Source organism: Dyadobacter sp. CY351 (assembly GCF_021502625.1).
Taxonomy (GTDB): Bacteria; Bacteroidota; Bacteroidia; order Cytophagales; family Spirosomataceae; genus Dyadobacter; species Dyadobacter chenhuakuii.
This window is the reverse complement of the sequence record NZ_JAKFFU010000008.1, coordinates 1-18,669: the sequence shown is the minus strand read 5'-3', so window position 1 is coordinate 18,669 and position 18,669 is coordinate 1. Positions and strand designations below refer to the sequence as shown.

Here is an 18,669-nt window from a genome sequence, read left to right as displayed (position 1 = left end):
TCTTTCTACAAAGTATTATTATCCTGAATCCTGGCCTGAATGTAGGCCAGGATTTTTTCATATTCGTCGGCCTTGAACCATTCAAATTTGCCTTGATGACGGAACCAGGTCAGTTGCCGCTTGGCATACCGCCTTGAATTCTGTTTCAGCAGCCGGATCATTTCCTTTTCGTCATAGGCATTGTCGAGATAACCATAAACTTCCTTGTATCCGACCGTTTGAAGCGCGTGGTGGGATTTGTATGGAAGCAATGCTGTCGCCTCGTCAACAAGCCCTTCTGCAAGCATTATGTCCATCCGGTCATCAATGCGTTGATACAGTTCGGAACGATCTCTGTCCAGCGCGATCAAGATCTGCTGAAAGGGCCGCTTAGTGACGTTTTTTAAATGATATTGACTGATTGGCGTGCCGGTTGTGTAAAATACCTCCAATGCCCGCACTACGCGTTGAGGATTGTTAATTTCTGCCGTAACAGCGAACGCCGGATCTATTTCACGAATCTTTTGCTGCAACACCTCAAGTCCTTTTTCATTCAGCTTTTGGGTCAAAGATTCTCGCAGGCCCGGCAAGGGTGCGGGCAGGTCGTCTAAGCCTTCTGAAACAGCCTTCACGTAAAAACCCGAACCTCCGGTCATCACGACGTAATCGTGCTTCTCAAAAAGCGTTTCCAGTAATGTCAATACATCGCGTTCGAAATCCCCGGCGCTGTAAATTTCTGAAATAGAATGCGAGTTGATAAAATGGTGCTTGACTTGCGAAAGCTCTTCGTTTGTTGGCTTCGCTGTGCCAATGTTAAGTTCTCTAAAAAATTGCCGCGAGTCGGCGGATATGATCTCCGTATTGAGCGCTTTGGCTATTTGAATGGACAATGCGGTTTTTCCGACTGCAGTAGGGCCGGCAATGATGATCAGGTATTTCTGTTGGCTTTCAGACATTCAAGCGCTTTTAAATCAATGTTACTTCGTCGCGAATTTACATATCAGCAGTTTGTACACACCACTTTTTCTCATATTTAGGCAATAGTATCATGCCGGTTTTGCAATCTTTTGACAGCGAGAAGGATTAATAATTTTTTTTGTATAATTTATGGAAAAAACGCCCTTGTTCTCGTCAAATTGAATCGGCCAGCGTAATAAGCTCTAACATTTTTCTTTCTTATTTTCAATTCACATTCTAAACATTGCAAGTTATGTTCAAAAAATTATTACTATTTGCCTGGATCGGGTCAATGGCATTTATGGTTGGCTGCAAAGGCGAGCAGGGTGATGTAGGGCCAAAGGGCGATGCAGGCGTAGCCGGCCCGGCAGGACCAGCAGGGCCAGCGGGACCGGCTGGGCAGAACGGCACGGGCTCAGGTGGGGGGGCAATTATCCTTTCGTCAGGTGCTGCCGAAACTGATTCATTAGGTGGATATGTTACTGGTATACCCGAGCTCACCCCCGATTTGGATAGCGCACTTCAATCTTCCGCAGTATTGGTTTATATCAAATCGCAGAACGTTTATTGGCCTCTTCCAGGATTGGTTGGCTTTGGAACCGGAGCTAATCAGCAAGCCAGTGAGTTTACTTTTGTCCACGGAATTTCACAAAACACTTTTTTTGTAGAGCTATTTCAGAGGGGATGGTCTGAAGATGGGGACGATGCTCCTGAAAGACAGTTTCAAGATGTGCGTGTCGTGATTATTCCAGGAACAATAGTGGAGGAAGGTAGATTAAATGCCGAAATTCTTAAAAGTTACGAAAAGACTATCGCAGCGCTGGGGCTTACAGAAGAGAAAAACATGAGGGTAGCAAACAGGCTGAACTTCAAGTTTCCAAAGAAGTAAGAAAAGTCATAGTAACAAAAAAAGGTTATCCAGTACGGATAACCTTTTTTTGTTACTATGAACTTATGAGATTAATATTCCCAAAGTCCGTGTTCCAGTTCCATTAATTCTTGCTCGTAGTTCAGAGACTTGATAAGTGCTTCTTTTTCTCCGTTATAGATGTCAAGAAACGCTCTGTCGTTTGCATTGGAATACTTGGTGATACGGCCGTAGAAAAGGCGCAAATCGAAAGCATCCGCAAGGTTCTTATTCTGAGCTGTATTATGGGTGTTATACCAGATATATTTCTTAGGATCGCTTCTGAACAATCTTTCCACATCCTTGTAACGGAAAGACGCAACTGGTAATTCAAGACCTGTGGCAGTTTGTTCCGAAGGAAGAATGATGGTCAATGTTTGAATGTCATTGTACAAGCGTGATCTTTTCTTGTCAAATGTCCAGTCTTCCTTAATTTCCAAAATGCTCAACTGCTCAGGGAAATACTCTTCCTCAGTAGAGGCAATCTGGGTTTGGAAGCTGCTATCAACCTTAGGCTGTTCAACAACAGGTTCCTCTGCTTTTGCAACCTCTGTTTTAGCACCTTTTTTGCTTGATTTTTTCTTTGGAGGACCCCAACCATCATCTTCCGCAGCTGCTTCTGTTTTTGTTTCCTTTTTGGTGTTACCCCATCCGTCATCAGCGGCTGCCGCAGTCTTAGTTGGATCTGCCTTTGGTTTAGCACCCCAGCCATCGTCTGTTTTTGCAGGCTCACCAAAGCCAGCTGCTATTTCCTCAGCAGATAACCCGGCAGTTTGATTTGGGATTAATATACGTTTGTGTAACTCTTCACCATCAATTTTTGTAGCACATGAGTCATTTGTGTAAGCGTCAATTAAACCTGCTTTTGCAGCCTCCAACAGGTAACGTGTGATCTCATTATTTTTAGAGAACATTGAAACATTTTGTTTCTCTTTAAGATCGACTCTTCTCCAAAGCGTCCTTTTCATCAGGACATCGCCGTCAGCGATCGGGCGTGATGAAAACTGATTCGCTGTGGAATCTTCTTTTTCCTGAGCAAAAGCAGCGCCTGTGCCCAAAGACAAAGAAAGTAATGACCATGCAATCGTTTTTCCGTTCATTCTTCTCATAACATACATAAGGTTGTATTGCCCAATCAACGATTAAAATTGACGTATTAGTATAAGGTTACCTGTCTGTATTGGTTACCCATTTCAACTTCATTCACAGCGCCTTTGAAATTCTGACGCTCTACTTTAAGGATTGAGATCACATAACGATCGCCAGGTTGCGCTTGTTGTGCCAATGACGATATTGATCCGCCACCGCCGTTCAATGTAACTCCACCAATTCTTCTGTTTCCTCTGGCCAGAGAAACCTCAACCTGAGACACTCTGAATTTCGCATCTTCCGGCGAGAAGTTTTTAAAGCTTTCATCTGGAACAGCAATCACTTGAATGCTGCGTGCTCCCGAAGCAGGTGCTCCTTTACGTTCGTCAAATACTGCACCGTTAACTCTCACTTCAAGCGAAGGCTTAGGCACTTTGTTAACCCTGAATGGCTCGGAACCCAGAACATTGCCAGCATTGCTGACCGTGATATTCAACTGCGCTTTGTTAGGAACGATCGTGAACTTTCCTTTTTGTCCGCTCTGAATAATTTCTCCACCGTCAGTTGAGAAGCTTGGTGCCCAAAGTGGTCCCAATGCCGGGCTCTGAATGCTAAGTTTATTAGCACAACCCAGGTACAAAGGAGGAAGTGTTCCTGTTTCAATCTGGTAGGAAGGTTTCACAACGAAGTATTCCTGGTTCATTGTATAAGTTGTATCCCGTCCTGATGGAGTAGGGATCGTAATGCGAGCTTGCAGTTCTTTCCGCACAACGCCTTCTGCATTATAGCCGCCGCCTTGCGCAGTAAATTCGATCATACCAACGCCATTTTCAACCTTTACAGGTGAGCCGTTCAGGCTCATACGCGGTGTTATTCCAGAAGCAGAAGCTGCGATGAACATTTGTCCTTTGAATTTCGTACCTGCAACAACGGTTTTTGCATCAGCGCTAACCATTGCCAGAACGCGGTCAAATTTAACGTCTGCTGCACCAACCTTACTTGCAAGGTAATTCAAGACTTCACCTTCCATGCGGCGAATGTCTGTCTGTTTCTGACTTAAAACCGCCAATGCAGCTGCAACGGGAGTTGATTCGAAATTCAGTTCAGCAAAATCCTTGTTGCGTTGGTCTTTATTTCCTTTCACGCTCGGATCTTCTCTGCCGTCCATCGCAAGCATCTGAAACTTGTTTGGCGACAACTGGTTAAGCTGAGCAGTGTAAGCATTAAGCGTTTGTTTCAAGCCATATGCTTTACCTCTTTTACCTTGAGCAATCATCAATTCGGCAACCTTAGCTTCTTCCTGAGGATTTTTAATTCCACCTTCCTCATTGAATCCGCCACCTGCTTTGTTAATGATCTCTTGCTTTAAAGCATTGATTTGATTGGTAATGTCTGCTGTAAACTTACGAACCTCCTCGGCTTGTTTAATTACTGCAACGTCAGCTGAACGGTTTCCCGCTTTTTCAACTGCCGCTTTTATTTTAAGTACAGTTTCCTGGTTTATTTTATTAGCTGCTCCGGAGGATAGTTCCAAAGAATTGTTCAGAAGAATGAATTTTTCTATGATGGCTGAGCTTACCTGCAACGCGAGCATTGCAGTAAGTACCAGGTACATCATGCCAATCATCTTTTGACGGGGTGTTTCTTTTCCACCTGCCATATATTCAGAAATCAGTTATCAGTGATTGAATAATTTATTATGCATTGCCACCACGCATGGCAGTCAGCATATTACCATAAATGCCATTCAGAGACGAGATGTTGTTCGTTAGTCTGGACATTTCATTTTTAAACACTTGTGATTCTTTGGTAGCGTCAGCCATGTTTTCCATCGCAGTAGTAAGGTTGCCATAGAACGCATTCATTGCTTTCAAATGCTTGGTCGTGTCTTGCAATTCCAGCTCATAAACTGCATTCAGCGCGCCCATGTTCTTAGTGATCTGCTGAAACTGCTCACGATATGATTGTGCATCCTTGGTAGCATCAGCCATAGAGCTCATCGCGCTGATAGCAACTCCATAAGATTTATTCATATCATTGATCGCAGTTGACGCACTTTTCACATTTCTTGCGTAATCATTAGTAGCAACGGTTGCATCGGTCAGATCGCTTATTTTACCAACTGTTTCAGACAGGTTTCTGAAACCTTTTCCAAGGCTGTCGAAAACCTCAGGACCGAGCTTAGCATTGTCAAGCATGTTATCCAGCTTAGCAGTAACACCGCTTGAAGATGTAGAACCACGCGTGATTGCCGGACCATTGTAATCGTCAGCAAGCTCAGGGTAAACGCGGGTCCAATCCGGATCGCGGTCAGAAGATTGTGTTAGTGTTTGAAGTGCATAAAGTAAGAAAATAAGAACCTCAGTTCCCAAACCGGCAGTAAGTAAAGGGCCGCCGAAGTCCCAGTGTTGAATTTTTGCTAACGCTCCCAAAATAACAACGGCAGCACCTGCGCTATATATTGTTGGTACCAGTTTATCCCAAAAAAAATTAGGTCCGCTATTCTTAGCCATACTTATTGAAATCAGTTACAGTGAAAAATTAGATATTGATAAAGAAAAGTGTTTTGAAAAGGTCGTAAAAAAGAAGCAGTGTTTGGAACGCTGCTTCTTTTTCGAAGAGATTCTATCTAGCGACGGCGTGCACGGGCACCTCCGCGGTCATTAACATTATCCATTACGCAGCGGAAGCCGATAAATGCACGACGCTCAGTTTCGTATTCGAACGTTCTCGTGCCGGTCTGTAAGTAGTAAGCAATGTCTTTCCATGAACCTCCTTTAACCACCTTGCGGGGTTCGTCTGGATTGTCATATCTTGGGTTCATATCCCAGACAATGGCTGTTGCATTGTCTGTGTAAGCGTCCGAAGTCCATTCTGCAACGTTTCCTGCCATGTTGTAAAGACCGAAATCGTTAGGATTGTATGCATTTGCAGGGCCTGTGTAAGGATAGCCATCCGCATCATAGTTTCCGCGTTGTGGTTTGAAGTTCGCCAGGAAGCATCCTTTTGCATTCATAGTGTAAGGATTACCCCATGGATATTTCGCAACTGCACGTCCGCCTCTTGCTGCCCATTCCCATTCTGCCTCTGTTGGAAGACGGAAACCTGTCGAGTTGAACTGTCCTTCTTTGTTCTGGAAGTCATGCAGAAGATTAGTACGCCATTTAGAGAAGTACTGAGCACCTTGCCAGCTAACACCTACAACAGGGTAAGTATCAAATCCTGGATGTTGATAGTAATATTCAACAAACGGGTCACCGTTAGAATATGCAAAGTCTTTTTTCCATGCTGTTGTATCAGGATAGTATTTGGACATAATTTCTTCTTCTCCCAAAACTGAAACCGAGTCAACCAGCAAAGCATTCACAAACTGGCGGTATTCGTTGTTTGTGATCTCCGTATCATCCATAAAGAATGAGCTGATCGTCACGCGCCGGTTCATGTTGTTCATGGAAGAAGCTATATCTTCATCGGCCTGTCCCATTACAAAGGAACCTGATGGGATTACCACCATTCCAGCCGGAGTTGTCTGCTTGTAACCTTTACGGGCTGTCGCTGTAATTTCCCCGTTTTGAATCCCGCTTTCTTCTTGTCCTCCCTTGCCAAACTTACTCTTAATAAACCCGCAACTTTGCATCAGCATAAGAGCGGCTACCAAAAGCAGGCTTTTGACTCCATCCCGATAGAACACTTTCACATTCATAGTGTTTTTGTAAAATTTGAATAATAAAATGTTAGCCTAAAAACGTCGACTGGTGATATATAGTATACTTGAAATAAAAACAAAAATAACAATCTCACGCTCAGCAAAATCTGGGAGAAATTATATTGTGAACCTCCCCAATCGATCACCAAGCCTGCATTTATCGAGTTAACGTAAGAATAAGATAAATGGTATAAGGCAAGATTATTTTACAAATATAAATTAAAGTTTCGCAAACTGATCACTTTCAATTACCTGCTGGTTTACAAAAACCGTTTAATAATTGCCAAAATCCACGGTATTTTAAATAATTTCCGGATTCCATAGTACTATATACGGAGCCTGTCAACGGTTGTGTCAAAACCTGAAACGCGGCGTCCGAATGATTGTCTTCTTGCCAAACTTCGGAGATGGCAGCGCGTACGACAACATCACTTCGAAAGACGACGGTGCTTTGGAATCATTTCCTCCTAATACAAGATCATACGCTCCGGATAACCTAAGCGATTGATCCGGTAGCAGATAAATCCCCCCCATCACGATAAAATAGGTATCCTGCTGTCTGTAAGTTCCACCGATCCAGTAACGTTTGTTATAGGTAACAGTCGCGCCACCTTCGGCAGAGAACGTGCTGATGTCGGATTTTAATAGGACAATTGGCTGTATATCAAGAAGGTAGCCCAATTCGATGTTTAGACCTGCATTGAAGTATAATGTCTTCGGTAATGGGTTAGTCGCTGTTGTTGATCCGAGCTGGTATTTTGGTTCCAGTAAGTGATTTAAAGATACGCCTGCATAGAATGTTTCATTCTCAAAACGGGCCCCAACAGAAAAATCAGGATTGATTTCTGAAATGTTTCCGGTTGGAATCAACGGATCATCCAAATCCTGATATCTTAATTTGCTGTAATCGATTGATTGCCTGAATAATCCTGCGCTAGCCCCAACCTGGAAATTACCACCAAAAGCCGGAATCTTATATGCTGCTGACAATTTGAAATCCTGATCCGTACGCGGGCCGCTGCGGTCATTCAGCGCGTAAAAGCCTATCCCGAAATTCTTGATAGGCATACTGAATGAGAAAAGTTGCGTTGACAATGCACCGCCTTCATCCGAAATATTTGTTCCCTGATAGCCAGCATATTGCGTTCTGTGTGTGAGCTGAAACTTCGTAAGCCCGTCTGCGCCGGCAGCTGCTGGATTAAGGTAAAGCTGGTTAAGAGAAAATAAGCTGAATTGTGCGTCTTTCTGTGCCATCGCACCGCTGGTGGTCAGGAGTATTATTGCAAGCAGCCGGATATATTTAATACTTCGAATAATAAAAGTCAAAGTCATGCCTGTGGGTTTGGTTAAGGAACACGCTGGGAGTTTTCGGATTTTATTTATAACGCATATTGCTTAAAAAAATTGATAAAATAACAAAAAAGCCCCGGAAATTTTCCGGGGCTTTTTTGGACGAAATTCGGTCTAAACATTGTTCGCTTGCCTGATATAAAGGTCAAGCGCGCCGGTCATGGATGGGGCATTAGGCAAAGGTGCCTGAATGTCCAGAAAAAGTCCTGCATCTGTAACCGCTTTTGCCGTTGTAGGGCCGAAAGCCGCAATTCGGGTATAATTTTGCTTGAAGTCAGGAAAGTTGTCGTATAATGATTTGATCCCGGACGGACTGAAAAACGCTATAATGTCGTAGTAAACATCTTCAAGATCAGAAAGATCGGCTGAGCCTGTTTGATACATGGTAGCCTCAGTGAAGTGGAACTCCTCTGTATCTGCAAACTCCGGAATATCGTTTTTGCGCACGTCCGAACATGGATATAGGAATTTCTCTTTCTTGTGTTTCCGCATCAGCTCGATCAGTTCGGCAGCCGTCTTGGTCCCTGTAAAGATCTTCCTTTTGCGAATAACAATGTATTTCTGAAGATAATTGGCAGTCTGTTCTGAGATGCAGAAATATTTCATTGTTGCCGGTACCTCAACTCTTCCCTCGTTACAAATCCGGAAAAAATGATCAATGGCGTTACGGCTTGTAAAAATGACCGCAGTATGATCCAGAATGTTGATTTTTTGTTTACGGAAGTCTTTGTAAGAAACTCCGTCGATTTGTATAAACGGCCTGAAATCTACTTTGATGTTATACTTTTTGGCCAATTCATAATAAGGTGAATTCTCGTCGGCTGGTCTGGATTGACTAACTAAAAGACTGGTTACTTTTTTAAGCCGCTCCTGATCAAAATTGATGGTATCACTCATGTATAATCCTCATTAGTTTAAGTTCCGTTTCACTCTCTGCAATTACAAAGCAAACTTTATGCCGACAATGAGCGGGATTATTTCAATGACGCAAAGGTACGAAAATAAATACAGATTAATCAACGAGCCCGGCGGCTTGGTGACAATGTACAAGGCCAGGAATCTCGCGGAATAGAATAGCAAAAATGGGGCCAGAACATACATTCGCATCTCGGTCAGCCAGTTTATGTGGTTGAAACTGAGCGTGAAAACGAACAGAAACAATGCTGCATAAAAGAGGTAAGAGGATTGTATTATTTTAAGAAAGATAATGTCAACCTGCTTATCCAGATTCAGCATATTTCCTGCCATCACCATGCAGATGTATTTGACATAAGTAAGCAGAAAGAAGATCGCGGAAAGGATAAAGAAGTCACCAAGAATTTCGAGTGTATTAGACTTTTCAGACAATATCGTGCTGACAGAAAATACATTAAGCTTATTGGCCGAAAAGAAAACGACTATGAAGCTCATCAGCATGGATGTGATGATGACAAAGAAAACTACCGTGTTGCTATAAGGCTTGTTAATCTTTGAAAGCTGGTCCCTTGGGTCGTTGTTGAAAAACTCAATAGGATTAATCAAACGTATAAAGGACAGGGGATTAGCATTGTAAATCCACACGCTGAGTATCAGGATCAGAATCAGAGAAATTCCAGCAAAGTTACCGAACGGTGTAAACGTGATGGGTTTGATATTGATAAAATTCCGCCCGGCCTGTTCAATCGTCGTGGGGTCATTTAATTTCTTTTTGTTACAAAGCAGCACAGATTTATCTCCGATCCCTGCACTGCCGTAAATAGTGAGCAGCAATTCGTCCTTTTTGTAGATTTTATAGAGGCTGTCAATGTTCAGTTCCTGCCACTCATTTCTGTTAATTTTGTTTTGAAGTGATCCTTCCAGGAACAAGTAACTCTCCGTTTCAGCTTTTAAAAGCAGGACATAACGGCGGTTCTTGACCAGATCAACATACAGGCTCACATAGCGCGCGCCTTCATTTACGCCCTGAGAAAAATGGACGTAGTTCTTGTACTGGGGATTGTAAACCAGCCAGTCGTTCTGGTAATCGTAAACCGGGAAATATTGTTCGGGAGGATTGACCTTGGCCGCGCCGGAAGCGAATGTCCCGGAAATGGAAAAAGCTATTAGAAAAGCCCAAAAAAGCGTAAAAGATATGGACTTCATTGTTATAAAAAAGGGCGGGGTTTCCCCAGCCCTCTTATCAAGTGATATGTAAGCAGATTACTATTTTCTTCCAAGTGCGATCAGCATGGTTTCGCCGATCAATGCAGGTGACTCGGCTACAAAAATACCCGACTCTTTCATAATCCTGATTTTAGCCTCAGCCGTATCGTCAGCACCGCCGATGATCGCACCAGCGTGGCCCATTCTGCGTCCTTTCGGAGCAGTTTGTCCGGCGATGAAACCGACAACAGGTTTTTTGTTTCCAGTAGATTTGATGTAGTTGGCTGCATCCGCTTCCATACTTCCACCAATTTCACCGATCATTACAATCGCTTCTGTTTCAGGATCGTTCATTAGTAACTCAACTGCTTCTTTGGTTGTAGTTCCAATGATTGGGTCACCACCGATCCCGATTGCAGTTGTTTGTCCAAGTCCGGCGCGCGTCAGCTGGTCAACAGCCTCATAAGTAAGCGTTCCAGATTTTGAAACAATGCCGATGGTTCCTTTCTTGAAAATAAAGCCTGGCATAATGCCCACTTTACATTCTTCTGCGGTAATAACACCCGGGCAGTTAGGTCCGATCAGACGGCAATTTTTGTTTTTGATATATTCTTTTGCCTGCATCATGTCTTTGGTAGGAATACCTTCGGTGATACAAACGATAACGCCAATTCCAGCATCAGCAGCTTCCATTATAGCATCAGCAGCAAAAGCCGGCGGAACGAAAATGATAGATACATCAGCGCCGGTAGCACGCACAGCCTGGTCAACGGTGTTGAAAACAGGTCTTTCCAAGTGAGAAAGGCCGCCTTTGCCCGGAGTTACGCCACCTACGACATTAGTACCGTACTCGATCATTTGCTGGGCATGAAAAGAGCCCTCCGATCCGGTAAATCCCTGAACTATAATCTTAGAATTTTTATTAACTAAAACGCTCATGTTGGTAAATCAGTTTTTTTGGTAAAAGTAGAACGAAAAGCACGAAGTAGCAAAATGTAGCCAGAATTTGTAAATTGCTTTTCTGACAATATTAAGCAGGTTTATGCAGATACTCAGCAGTCCACATATATTTTCTAACTTGGTTTTAAGTTTTACCAGCATATTTATTTTCTCCCGGTATTTCCGGACGCAGCCGTTTATCAGCAGGTGGCTTTGGGGCATATTTCTGTTTTTCACTGCGCTCGTTGCCCTCACCGACTTGCTTGTCTACGTGGGCGTAGAAAGTTTCGAAAAACTGTACGGGGTCATCACGGCAGGTGAAATGACATTAGGCGCATTCTGCCTCGTTTCTGCATCCTGGTGCCTCATCATGCGATATCGGGCCGGGACATACTTTTTCGCGTCCACCATTGGGCTGGGATTACTCCTTATGTATTGCATCACCTGGTTTCGTGTAGAATATGTGGGCCTCATTATCAAATCGCTGGCCATCCTGATCACATTGCTGATATCCTGTGTAGGGCTGGCGAGCCGTCAGAAAAGTGCGCTATGGGTGATATTTTCAATGATGCTGCTCGCTTTATCTACGAAATCCGGAAAGCTTCCCATTCCCATGGATCCCGTAGATATTAACCATTATATGATGGTGCTGTCCGTGATTTGCGTAGGAAGAGCGGCGCGCGATCAATATAAAATCCTGTTTTAAGATCTATTTATCAAACAAATGTTAATGGATTGTTTTTTTTAAATACCGCGTCGTAAATTGCACCAGTTAATTATCAAACAATCAAGTTTACTAATACTCTTAATATGAAAACGACGAAGTATGGCGTAATGCTTCTTGCCTCAGTTTTGGCTTTCGGAGCGGTTACAATGAACACTGCTGAGGCTAAATTGCCTGCCAAAGCAGTTGTTAGCGATGTGAAACAAGCTAAAACCATCGTAATAAAAGGAAGTGACGCAATGCAGTTTGACCTGAAAGAGATCAAAGTGAAAGCCGGACAAAAAGTGAAGCTTACTTTGACACACTCCGGGAAACTTGCTAAGGCTGCAATGGGCCACAACTGGGTTTTGCTGAAGCCAGGAACTGACGTTGCTGCATTCGGTTCAAAAGCGGCTGCTGCAAGAGAAACAGAATACATTCCTGCATCAGAAAAAGCAAGTATCCTTGCGCATACCAAACTTGTTGGGGGCGGCGAAAGCGACACAGTTGAATTTACTGCACCTGCAAAAGGAACATATACTTACATATGCAGTTTCCCAGGTCACTATGCATTGATGAAAGGAACATTCATCGTTGAATAAGGAATAGATTAACACAAAAAAAGCGCTGGTCATGATGATCAGCGCTTTTTTTGCGTCCAGTAAGATCTATATTTCAGCCAGTTGCTTATCGATCAGATCCGTGATTTCGGGGCGGTCCCATTGTGAAGCGCCTATTTCTTCAACCAATATTTTGCCTTTATAAATAATGTAAGTCCGGGGGATCGCATTGCCGTCGAGGGCAGGTGGGTATGCTCCTGCAAACTGATAAAACGGCAGCTTATAACCTTTACGCGCAATGAACGGATTCACTGTTTCAGCATCTTCGTCTGAGATAATGTAGAATGCGACTTTTTCGTGGGCTTTGTATTTATCATACAATTTCTGAATGCCCGGCATCTCCATGTTACAAGGGCCGCACCAGGTTGCCCACACATTCACAAACACCAGCTTATCTTCATCCATAGCCACCGGTTTACCTTCCAGATCTCGCAGTTCCGACAAGTATACGGAGGCTGTTTCTGCTTGTCCGGGTGCAGCGCTTTCTACGTTAGCTTCCTTGTTATCAATGGGTTTAACAAATGAATAATAAACGGCGGCAGCTGCGACGATGAGCAGAACGATGAGAAAAAATTTCCTTGAATTAGCTGTCATAATGGTGTGGAATAAATGAAAAATGAGTTTCCAAAACTGCAATTGGTCCGTTAAAAGTAGCCATATTCTCAATAACCTTCCTCAAAAACCGCGTTCGAAAAATAGGGCATTTGTTTTTTTGATGCGTAGTAGGAATTTGAATACTTTTATAGGATAATAAAAAACATATCTGATTTGAGGAAACGCTTTACATTCATGAAAGTTTTATTTTTTGGTCTGATTACCTTCATTACAATCCTTTTACCTGGCTCCACTTTTGCTCAACGATCTGCTGCGGAATTTTTTGAAGAAGGGAATACAAGAGCCGGAACAGGGGATTTCAACGGCGCTATGCAAGCCTATTCCACAGTAATTTCCATGAGTCCCGAACATGCGCCGAGCTATTTTAACCGCGGGCTGGCGAAGGCAAATCTGAAAGATTACCGCGGGGCTATTCAGGACTATAACCGCGCCATTGAGCTCAATCCCAAAGAAGCACTTTATTATCAGAGCCGCGGCGTAAGCAAAAGCTTGCAGGATGATTTTTCTTCGGCCATTGAAGATTATTCTAAAGCATTGGAATTGAATGCCGAAGATCCGAAGATCTACTACAACAGAGGCGTGAGCTATGCCAAATTGAAAAAGCACAGAAGCGCACTTACAGATCTCGATCGCGCATTGTCGCTCAACCCCGATGAACTTGCGGCTTTATATGCAAGGGGAAATTGCAAGCAGGATTTGCAGGAATATGCGGGCAGCCTGGCCGATTTTACACGGGTGATAGAATTAAGCCCCAAAAGAACAGGCGCTTATGCAGGCCGGGGGTTAGCAAAAATTGAACTAGGCGATTTTCAGGGCGCAGCAGCAGATTTTACGCGTGCCATTGAACTGAGTCCTAATGAGAGCGAATTCTACGAAAAGCGCGGTTTTGCCAAAAATAAAATTGAAGATTATCAGGGCGCCATCATCGATTTTGACAAAACCATTCAATTAAATCCTGAAAACTATCAGGCATTTTACGGAAGAGGTTATGCCAAGGGCAAACTCAATGATACACGTGGCGCAATATCAGATCTTTCAACATCTATTGATTTGAAAAACAGCTATATAGGCGATCCTAAAAAGATTACCTACGCTGGTAAAATTAACCGCGAAGCGCTGGACGGATTAAGAGATCAGGTTCAGCAGAATATTAAGATAGAACATTTAAGCGATGACAGGGCACAGGCATACTTTGTCCGGGGCATAAACAAGGCGAAGGTGGGCGAGACGAAGGGCGCTATTCAGGATCTGACGACTGCTGTTGAGCTTAATCCTACTTATAGCACAGCATTCTTCTCACGTGCAATGATCCGTTCCGCAACGGGTGACCAGATGGGCGCCGTCATGGATTTTTCCAGCTCAATCAAATTGCGTTCAGATTATCCGGAAGCGTATTATTTGAGAGGAATCCTGAAAAACAGCCTTGGTGAAATCAATGACGGCTGCCTGGACCTGAGCAGGGCAGGGGAGTTGGGTTACCAGCAGGCATACAAAGTGATCAGCAGTTACTGCAATTAGTATTTTTTAAGCAAATAAGAAGGGGTTACCGATCATTGATCGGTAACCCCTTCTTTCTAATAACATAACGTACCGATATTAAGCCTTCTTCATTTTTTCAGCCACTTTATCCCAGTTTACCACATCCCAGAATGCTTTAATGTAATCCGGGCGTTTGTTTTGATAATGCAGATAATAAGCATGTTCCCAAACGTCCAATCCCAGGATAGGCGTTCCTTTAAAATCAGAGACATCCATCAATGGGTTATCCTGGTTTGGAGTCGAGCCGATCGCAAGTTTGCCATCTTTCACCACCAACCAAGCCCATCCCGAACCAAAACGCGTTGTTGCTGCTTTGGCAAATTCTTCTTTAAATTTATCCATAGACCCAAACTGACCGTTGATTGCATCAGCAACCGGGCCGGCTGGTGCAGCAGCCTTTTTAGGTCCCATTACTTCCCAGAAAAAAGTATGGTTCCAGTGACCTCCGCCATTATTGCGAATCGCTGCTGGTGCTTTGCCGATTGATTTAATGATATCATCGAGCGATTTTTTCTCGTATTCCGTTCCTTTTACAGCGTCGTTCAGGTTTTTCACATAGGCCGCATGGTGTTTGCCATAATGGATCTCCATGGTTTGCTTGTCAATGCTCGGTTCCAAAGCACCAAAATCGTACGGCAGCGGAGCTTGTTTGAATGGTGCCATTTCAGCTTGCAGGCCTTCTCCTGATTTTGCAAATGCCTGGCTGGACAATGCGCTCATCGCCAATGAACTGCCTGCTAATGTTTTTAGGAAGTCGGTTCTATTCATTACAGTCTTTTGGTAAAGTGTTTAGTTCTTAATCGTAGGCCACCCGGCTCACGATGCTGCGCCCAAGGGTGATTTCATCCGCATATTCGAGGTCGCCACCGATAGGGATGCCCCGGGCAATCGTACTCATCTTTACACCCGTCGATTTCAGTTTTTTCTGTAAATAAAAAGCAGTCGTATCGCCTTCCATCGTAGGACTTAGGGCCAGAATGATCTCCTTTACAGGTTCTGAATCTTCCGGATGTTCTATTCTTTTTATTAAAGAATCAATTTGCAGGTCCGAAGGGCCAATTCCTTCCAACGGAGAAATAATTCCCCCTAAAACATGATAAAGCCCCTTATATTGGTTGGTTGACTCGATTGCCAGCACATCTCGCGTATCTACAACCACGCAAATGATCGAATGGTCACGCCTGGGGCTGCTGCAAATGTTGCATAGCCGGTCATCGGCAATATTGTGGCACTTTTCGCAATACGAAGTTTTGGTACGCATGTTGATCAGCGCCTCGGAAAGGGATCTGGTTTGTTCCTCCTCTCTTTTAAGCAAATGTAATGCCAGACGCAGCGCTGTTTTTTTTCCTATACCCGGCAAACGGGAGATTTCACTTACGGCTTCCTCAATAAGACGTGAGGGGTAATTCATGTGAAAAGTTGAGTGAGACTAGTGGATTTCTGCGGAGATTCCGCGGCGGCAGATTTCATTGCGCATGCCGGTCAATTCTTCAAAAGCGCCCTCTTTTACCGAGCATTTGCCTTTATAATGAATGATCAGCGTGCATTGTTCGGCTTGTTCATTGGTATGGCCACAAACTTCCATCAAAGTATCTATGACCCAATCAAATGTATTTACATCGTCGTTGTAGATAACTAATTTCTGAACATCCGTTTCAACAGTTTTATCCAGAATTTCTACCTCAGTGTCTGTAAGCGCTTGCATAACAACCAAATTTCTGTTTGATTAGCAAATCTAAACAAAAACGCAGATTATCGGAAGTTTTAAGGACCTTTTAATCAGCTGCTAAAATTCACAAATAACCCACTATAAGCCGCTTTAATGAATCCATATATATCTCTGGCCATCCTGGTTGCTTATTTCGGGATGCTTATAACAGTTTCCATTTACACATCCAGAGGGGCGGATACAAATACATTTTTTACCGCAAACAGGCAGTCTCCGTGGTATCTGGTGGCTTTCGGAATGATCGGGACCTCTTTATCCGGCGTGACGTTTGTTTCGGTTCCGGGGGCGGTTGTGAACATTCAATTCTCGTATTTTCAAGTTGTTATAGGCTACATTCTGGGTTATCTGGTGATAGGGACAGTGCTGATGCCGCTTTATTATCGTTTAAACCTGATATCCATTTATTCCTATCTCGAACAGCGCTTCGGTTTCTGGTCTTATAAAACAGGCTCGGGATTCTTTTTACTTTCTCGTACAGTTGGCTCAGCAGTAAGGCTTTATGTTGCAGCACAAGTTTTGCAGCTCGCATTGTTCAAGCCATTGGGGATTCCGTTTGAGGTGGCTGTGGCGATAACCATCTTCCTGATCTGGATCTACACATTCAAAGGCGGTGTCAAAACCATTATTGTTACAGATACATTACAAACCTTTTTCCTCATAACAGCCGTTATTCTGACCATTATGCTCGTTTCCAGTGAGCTTAATCTGGATGGTTTCGGCGACATCTGGAACCGCGTTCAGACGAGCGGCTATTCCAAGATCTTCTATTGGGACACGAATGATCCGAAAAACTTTTTCAAACAGTTCTTTGCCGGGGTCTTCATTGCCATTGTTATGACAGGTCTGGATCAGGATCTGATGCAGAAAAACCTGACTTGTAAGAACATTGGTGAGGCGCAGAAGAACATGTTCTGGTTCACGATTGTGCTCGTGATCGTCAACTTTTTGTTCCTGTCACTTGGTGCGCTGCTTTACGTATATGCGGAAGCGCAAGGAATTCCAACGCCTGCCAAATCGGATGATTTCTATCCGATGCTGGCCCTGAACCACTTAGGTCTGGTTGTTGGTATCACATTCTTGCTTGGCATTACGGCAGCCACCTATGCCAGCTCCGACTCTGCATTGACTGCGTTGACCACAGCATTCTGCATCGATTTCATGAACATTGAAAAAAGGCCGGAAGAACAGCGCTCGACCATTAAATTCTGGGTCCATGTCGGATTTTCGGTAGTGTTTTATCTGGTTATCCTGATTTTCAATAAGCTTAACAGCAAGGAAGTGATCACCGCGGTGTTTGATCTGGCAGGTTACACTTATGGACCTTTGCTGGGATTATTCTCTTTCGGCGCATTTCTAAAAAGGCCTGTCAAAGACAAATGGGTTCCGCTGGTTTGCATTTTAGCACCCATTATTACCTACATTATCAATGATCACTCTGCTGAGTGGTTTAATGGCTATAAGTTCGGTTTCGAACGGCTTATCATCAATGGCTTGATTACATTCATCGGCCTGTGGCTGCTGCATGATCCCAAAGCGAAACGCTACACCCCTAATCCTCTTGTGAGATAAGGGATTTAAACGTTGTTCTAAATTAGGGCAAACCGTATAATCTTGGTTTTGTATAACTTCTAAACCGTTCGGTTTTACCTGATAATGTTCGGTTATGAACAGCTTTGAAAGTTGGATATAGGCTTGTTAAATTTTCGGATATCACATTAACTATCTGAAATATAGGTGGTTATAGTAAGGATGTGTCAGTGAAAGTTTCGTAGGAAATGGACCTGGCACGTCCTTTTTTATATATAGTTCAACTGTGCAGATGTACGGTCATAACAAGAAAACTATATTAGCCATGAAAATTTCAAACATTTCAAATCTGTTCTGCGCATTGGCGCTCACTTTGTCTCTTGCATCATTTACAACAGACAAAAAGAAAAATAATGAAGAAAAGACTGCTGCAAATGCAGTGGCTTTTGACGCTGCTCTTTACAAAGTAAGAGAGACAAACAAGGTTAAACTTTCCGTAAACAAAGCAGCTGACGAAACACTGAGAATCATCTTGAAGGACAAAGGCGGAAACGTGTTCTACTCCGAAGTTTTTGATAACAATGATGCAAAATACCGCCGCGTCTTTGATCTCGACAAAATGAATGATGGCGTTTACTACTTTGAATTATTTTACAATAAAGAGAAATTGGTAAAAGAAGTGCAGATCCAGAGCACCAGCGAGAAACTGATCTCCCTGCAACAATAATAAGGTTCAAAAGTAAAAAGGCTCTTTGTCCAAATGGACTGAACCCCAAAAGTTGGACGGTTTAAAGATTAACGATTAGTGTGATGAGCTCGGTATTGTGCCGGGCTCATTCCGTTTAAATTAAGTCTGATCCTCTCTTTGTTGTAGTAGGTGATGTATTC

Annotated in this window: 20 protein-coding genes; 6 read left to right on the top strand and 14 right to left on the bottom strand. The window is 43.4% G+C overall.

The annotated features are described in order from the left end of the window. Positions 1 to 5 precede the first annotated feature (5 nt). Positions 6 to 935, bottom strand: coding sequence for a tRNA (adenosine(37)-N6)-dimethylallyltransferase MiaA (gene miaA / locus L0660_RS16220; protein WP_235160361.1), 930 nt, complete (start codon positions 933 to 935; stop codon positions 6 to 8). 254 nt (positions 936 to 1,189) lie between these two features. Here miaA and L0660_RS16215 point away from each other — a divergent pair, with 254 nt between their 5' ends. After that, a complete protein-coding gene (locus L0660_RS16215; protein ID WP_235160360.1) occupies positions 1,190 to 1,825 on the top strand; it encodes a hypothetical protein in 636 nt (211 codons plus the stop codon). A 71-nt stretch (positions 1,826 to 1,896) separates the two neighbouring features. On the opposite strand, the gene gldN is transcribed toward L0660_RS16215, so the two are convergent. The 8 genes from gldN to sucD all read right to left on the bottom strand — a co-directional run bounded on the left by gldN (position 1,897) and on the right by sucD (position 11,048). After that, entirely contained in the window at positions 1,897 to 2,961 is a 1,065-nt protein-coding gene (gene gldN, locus L0660_RS16210; RefSeq protein WP_233797298.1) for a gliding motility protein GldN, read from the bottom strand. Positions 2,962 to 2,999: 38 nt separating this feature from the next. After that, positions 3,000 to 4,592 (bottom strand): gliding motility protein GldM, encoded by a 1,593-nt coding sequence (gldM, locus tag L0660_RS16205; RefSeq protein ID WP_255699299.1) that lies wholly within the window; start codon positions 4,590 to 4,592, stop codon positions 3,000 to 3,002. 37 nt (positions 4,593 to 4,629) lie between these two features. After that, positions 4,630 to 5,445, bottom strand: coding sequence for a gliding motility protein GldL (gldL, locus tag L0660_RS16200; RefSeq protein WP_233797297.1), 816 nt, complete (start codon positions 5,443 to 5,445; stop codon positions 4,630 to 4,632). 116 nt (positions 5,446 to 5,561) lie between these two features. After that, positions 5,562 to 6,635 carry an SUMF1/EgtB/PvdO family nonheme iron enzyme gene (locus tag L0660_RS16195; protein WP_026628456.1) on the bottom strand — a complete coding sequence of 358 codons (1,074 nt, stop codon included), beginning with the start codon at positions 6,633 to 6,635 and terminating at the stop codon, positions 5,562 to 5,564. Between the two features lie 357 nt (positions 6,636 to 6,992). Beyond that, complete coding sequence (locus L0660_RS16190; RefSeq protein WP_233797296.1) at positions 6,993 to 7,970, bottom strand: type IX secretion system membrane protein PorP/SprF; 978 nt, start codon at positions 7,968 to 7,970, stop codon at positions 6,993 to 6,995. A gap of 132 nt (positions 7,971 to 8,102) precedes the next feature. Next, positions 8,103 to 8,885, bottom strand: a complete 783-nt coding sequence (locus L0660_RS16185; RefSeq protein WP_233797295.1) for a uroporphyrinogen-III synthase — start codon at positions 8,883 to 8,885, stop codon at positions 8,103 to 8,105. A 42-nt stretch (positions 8,886 to 8,927) separates the two neighbouring features. Beyond that, a complete protein-coding gene (locus tag L0660_RS16180; RefSeq protein ID WP_235160359.1) occupies positions 8,928 to 10,109 on the bottom strand; it encodes a DUF4271 domain-containing protein in 1,182 nt (393 codons plus the stop codon). Positions 10,110 to 10,169: 60 nt separating this feature from the next. Then, complete coding sequence (sucD, locus tag L0660_RS16175; protein ID WP_026628452.1) at positions 10,170 to 11,048, bottom strand: succinate--CoA ligase subunit alpha; 879 nt, start codon at positions 11,046 to 11,048, stop codon at positions 10,170 to 10,172. 103 nt (positions 11,049 to 11,151) lie between these two features. Here sucD and L0660_RS16170 point away from each other — a divergent pair, with 103 nt between their 5' ends. Further along, a complete protein-coding gene (locus L0660_RS16170) occupies positions 11,152 to 11,754 on the top strand; it encodes a hypothetical protein (RefSeq protein WP_026628451.1) in 603 nt (200 codons plus the stop codon). 104 nt (positions 11,755 to 11,858) lie between these two features. Next, a complete protein-coding gene (gene azu / locus L0660_RS16165; protein WP_233797293.1) occupies positions 11,859 to 12,353 on the top strand; it encodes an azurin in 495 nt (164 codons plus the stop codon). 66 nt (positions 12,354 to 12,419) lie between these two features. Here azu and L0660_RS16160 read toward each other — a convergent pair whose 3' ends face one another. After that, positions 12,420 to 12,965 (bottom strand): TlpA family protein disulfide reductase, encoded by a 546-nt coding sequence (locus tag L0660_RS16160; RefSeq protein WP_235160358.1) that lies wholly within the window; start codon positions 12,963 to 12,965, stop codon positions 12,420 to 12,422. Positions 12,966 to 13,160: 195 nt separating this feature from the next. Here L0660_RS16160 and L0660_RS16155 point away from each other — a divergent pair, with 195 nt between their 5' ends. Further along, positions 13,161 to 14,504, top strand: coding sequence for a tetratricopeptide repeat protein (locus L0660_RS16155; protein WP_235160357.1), 1,344 nt, complete (start codon positions 13,161 to 13,163; stop codon positions 14,502 to 14,504). A gap of 78 nt (positions 14,505 to 14,582) precedes the next feature. On the opposite strand, the gene L0660_RS16150 is transcribed toward L0660_RS16155, so the two are convergent. Genes L0660_RS16150 through L0660_RS16140 form a run of 3 tightly spaced genes read right to left on the bottom strand, consistent with a single transcriptional unit; the run spans position 14,583 to position 16,230 of the window. Next, a complete protein-coding gene (locus L0660_RS16150; protein WP_304488704.1) occupies positions 14,583 to 15,293 on the bottom strand; it encodes a superoxide dismutase in 711 nt (236 codons plus the stop codon). A 28-nt stretch (positions 15,294 to 15,321) separates the two neighbouring features. After that, entirely contained in the window at positions 15,322 to 15,936 is a 615-nt protein-coding gene (gene recR, locus L0660_RS16145; RefSeq protein WP_235160356.1) for a recombination mediator RecR, read from the bottom strand. Positions 15,937 to 15,954: 18 nt separating this feature from the next. Continuing rightward, complete coding sequence (locus tag L0660_RS16140) at positions 15,955 to 16,230, bottom strand: ATP-dependent Clp protease adaptor ClpS (protein WP_233797289.1); 276 nt, start codon at positions 16,228 to 16,230, stop codon at positions 15,955 to 15,957. Between the two features lie 117 nt (positions 16,231 to 16,347). On the opposite strand from L0660_RS16140, the gene L0660_RS16135 reads away from it, so the two are divergent. Then, positions 16,348 to 17,823 carry a sodium:solute symporter gene (locus tag L0660_RS16135; RefSeq protein WP_235160355.1) on the top strand — a complete coding sequence of 492 codons (1,476 nt, stop codon included), beginning with the start codon at positions 16,348 to 16,350 and terminating at the stop codon, positions 17,821 to 17,823. A gap of 283 nt (positions 17,824 to 18,106) precedes the next feature. Further along, positions 18,107 to 18,508 (top strand): hypothetical protein, encoded by a 402-nt coding sequence (locus L0660_RS16130; protein ID WP_235160354.1) that lies wholly within the window; start codon positions 18,107 to 18,109, stop codon positions 18,506 to 18,508. Positions 18,509 to 18,576: 68 nt separating this feature from the next. Here the strand turns inward: L0660_RS16130 and L0660_RS26385 are convergent, their stop codons facing one another. Then, positions 18,577 to 18,663, bottom strand: a complete 87-nt coding sequence (locus L0660_RS26385) for an IS3 family transposase (protein WP_409013419.1) — start codon at positions 18,661 to 18,663, stop codon at positions 18,577 to 18,579. Positions 18,664 to 18,669: the final 6 nt, after the last annotated feature.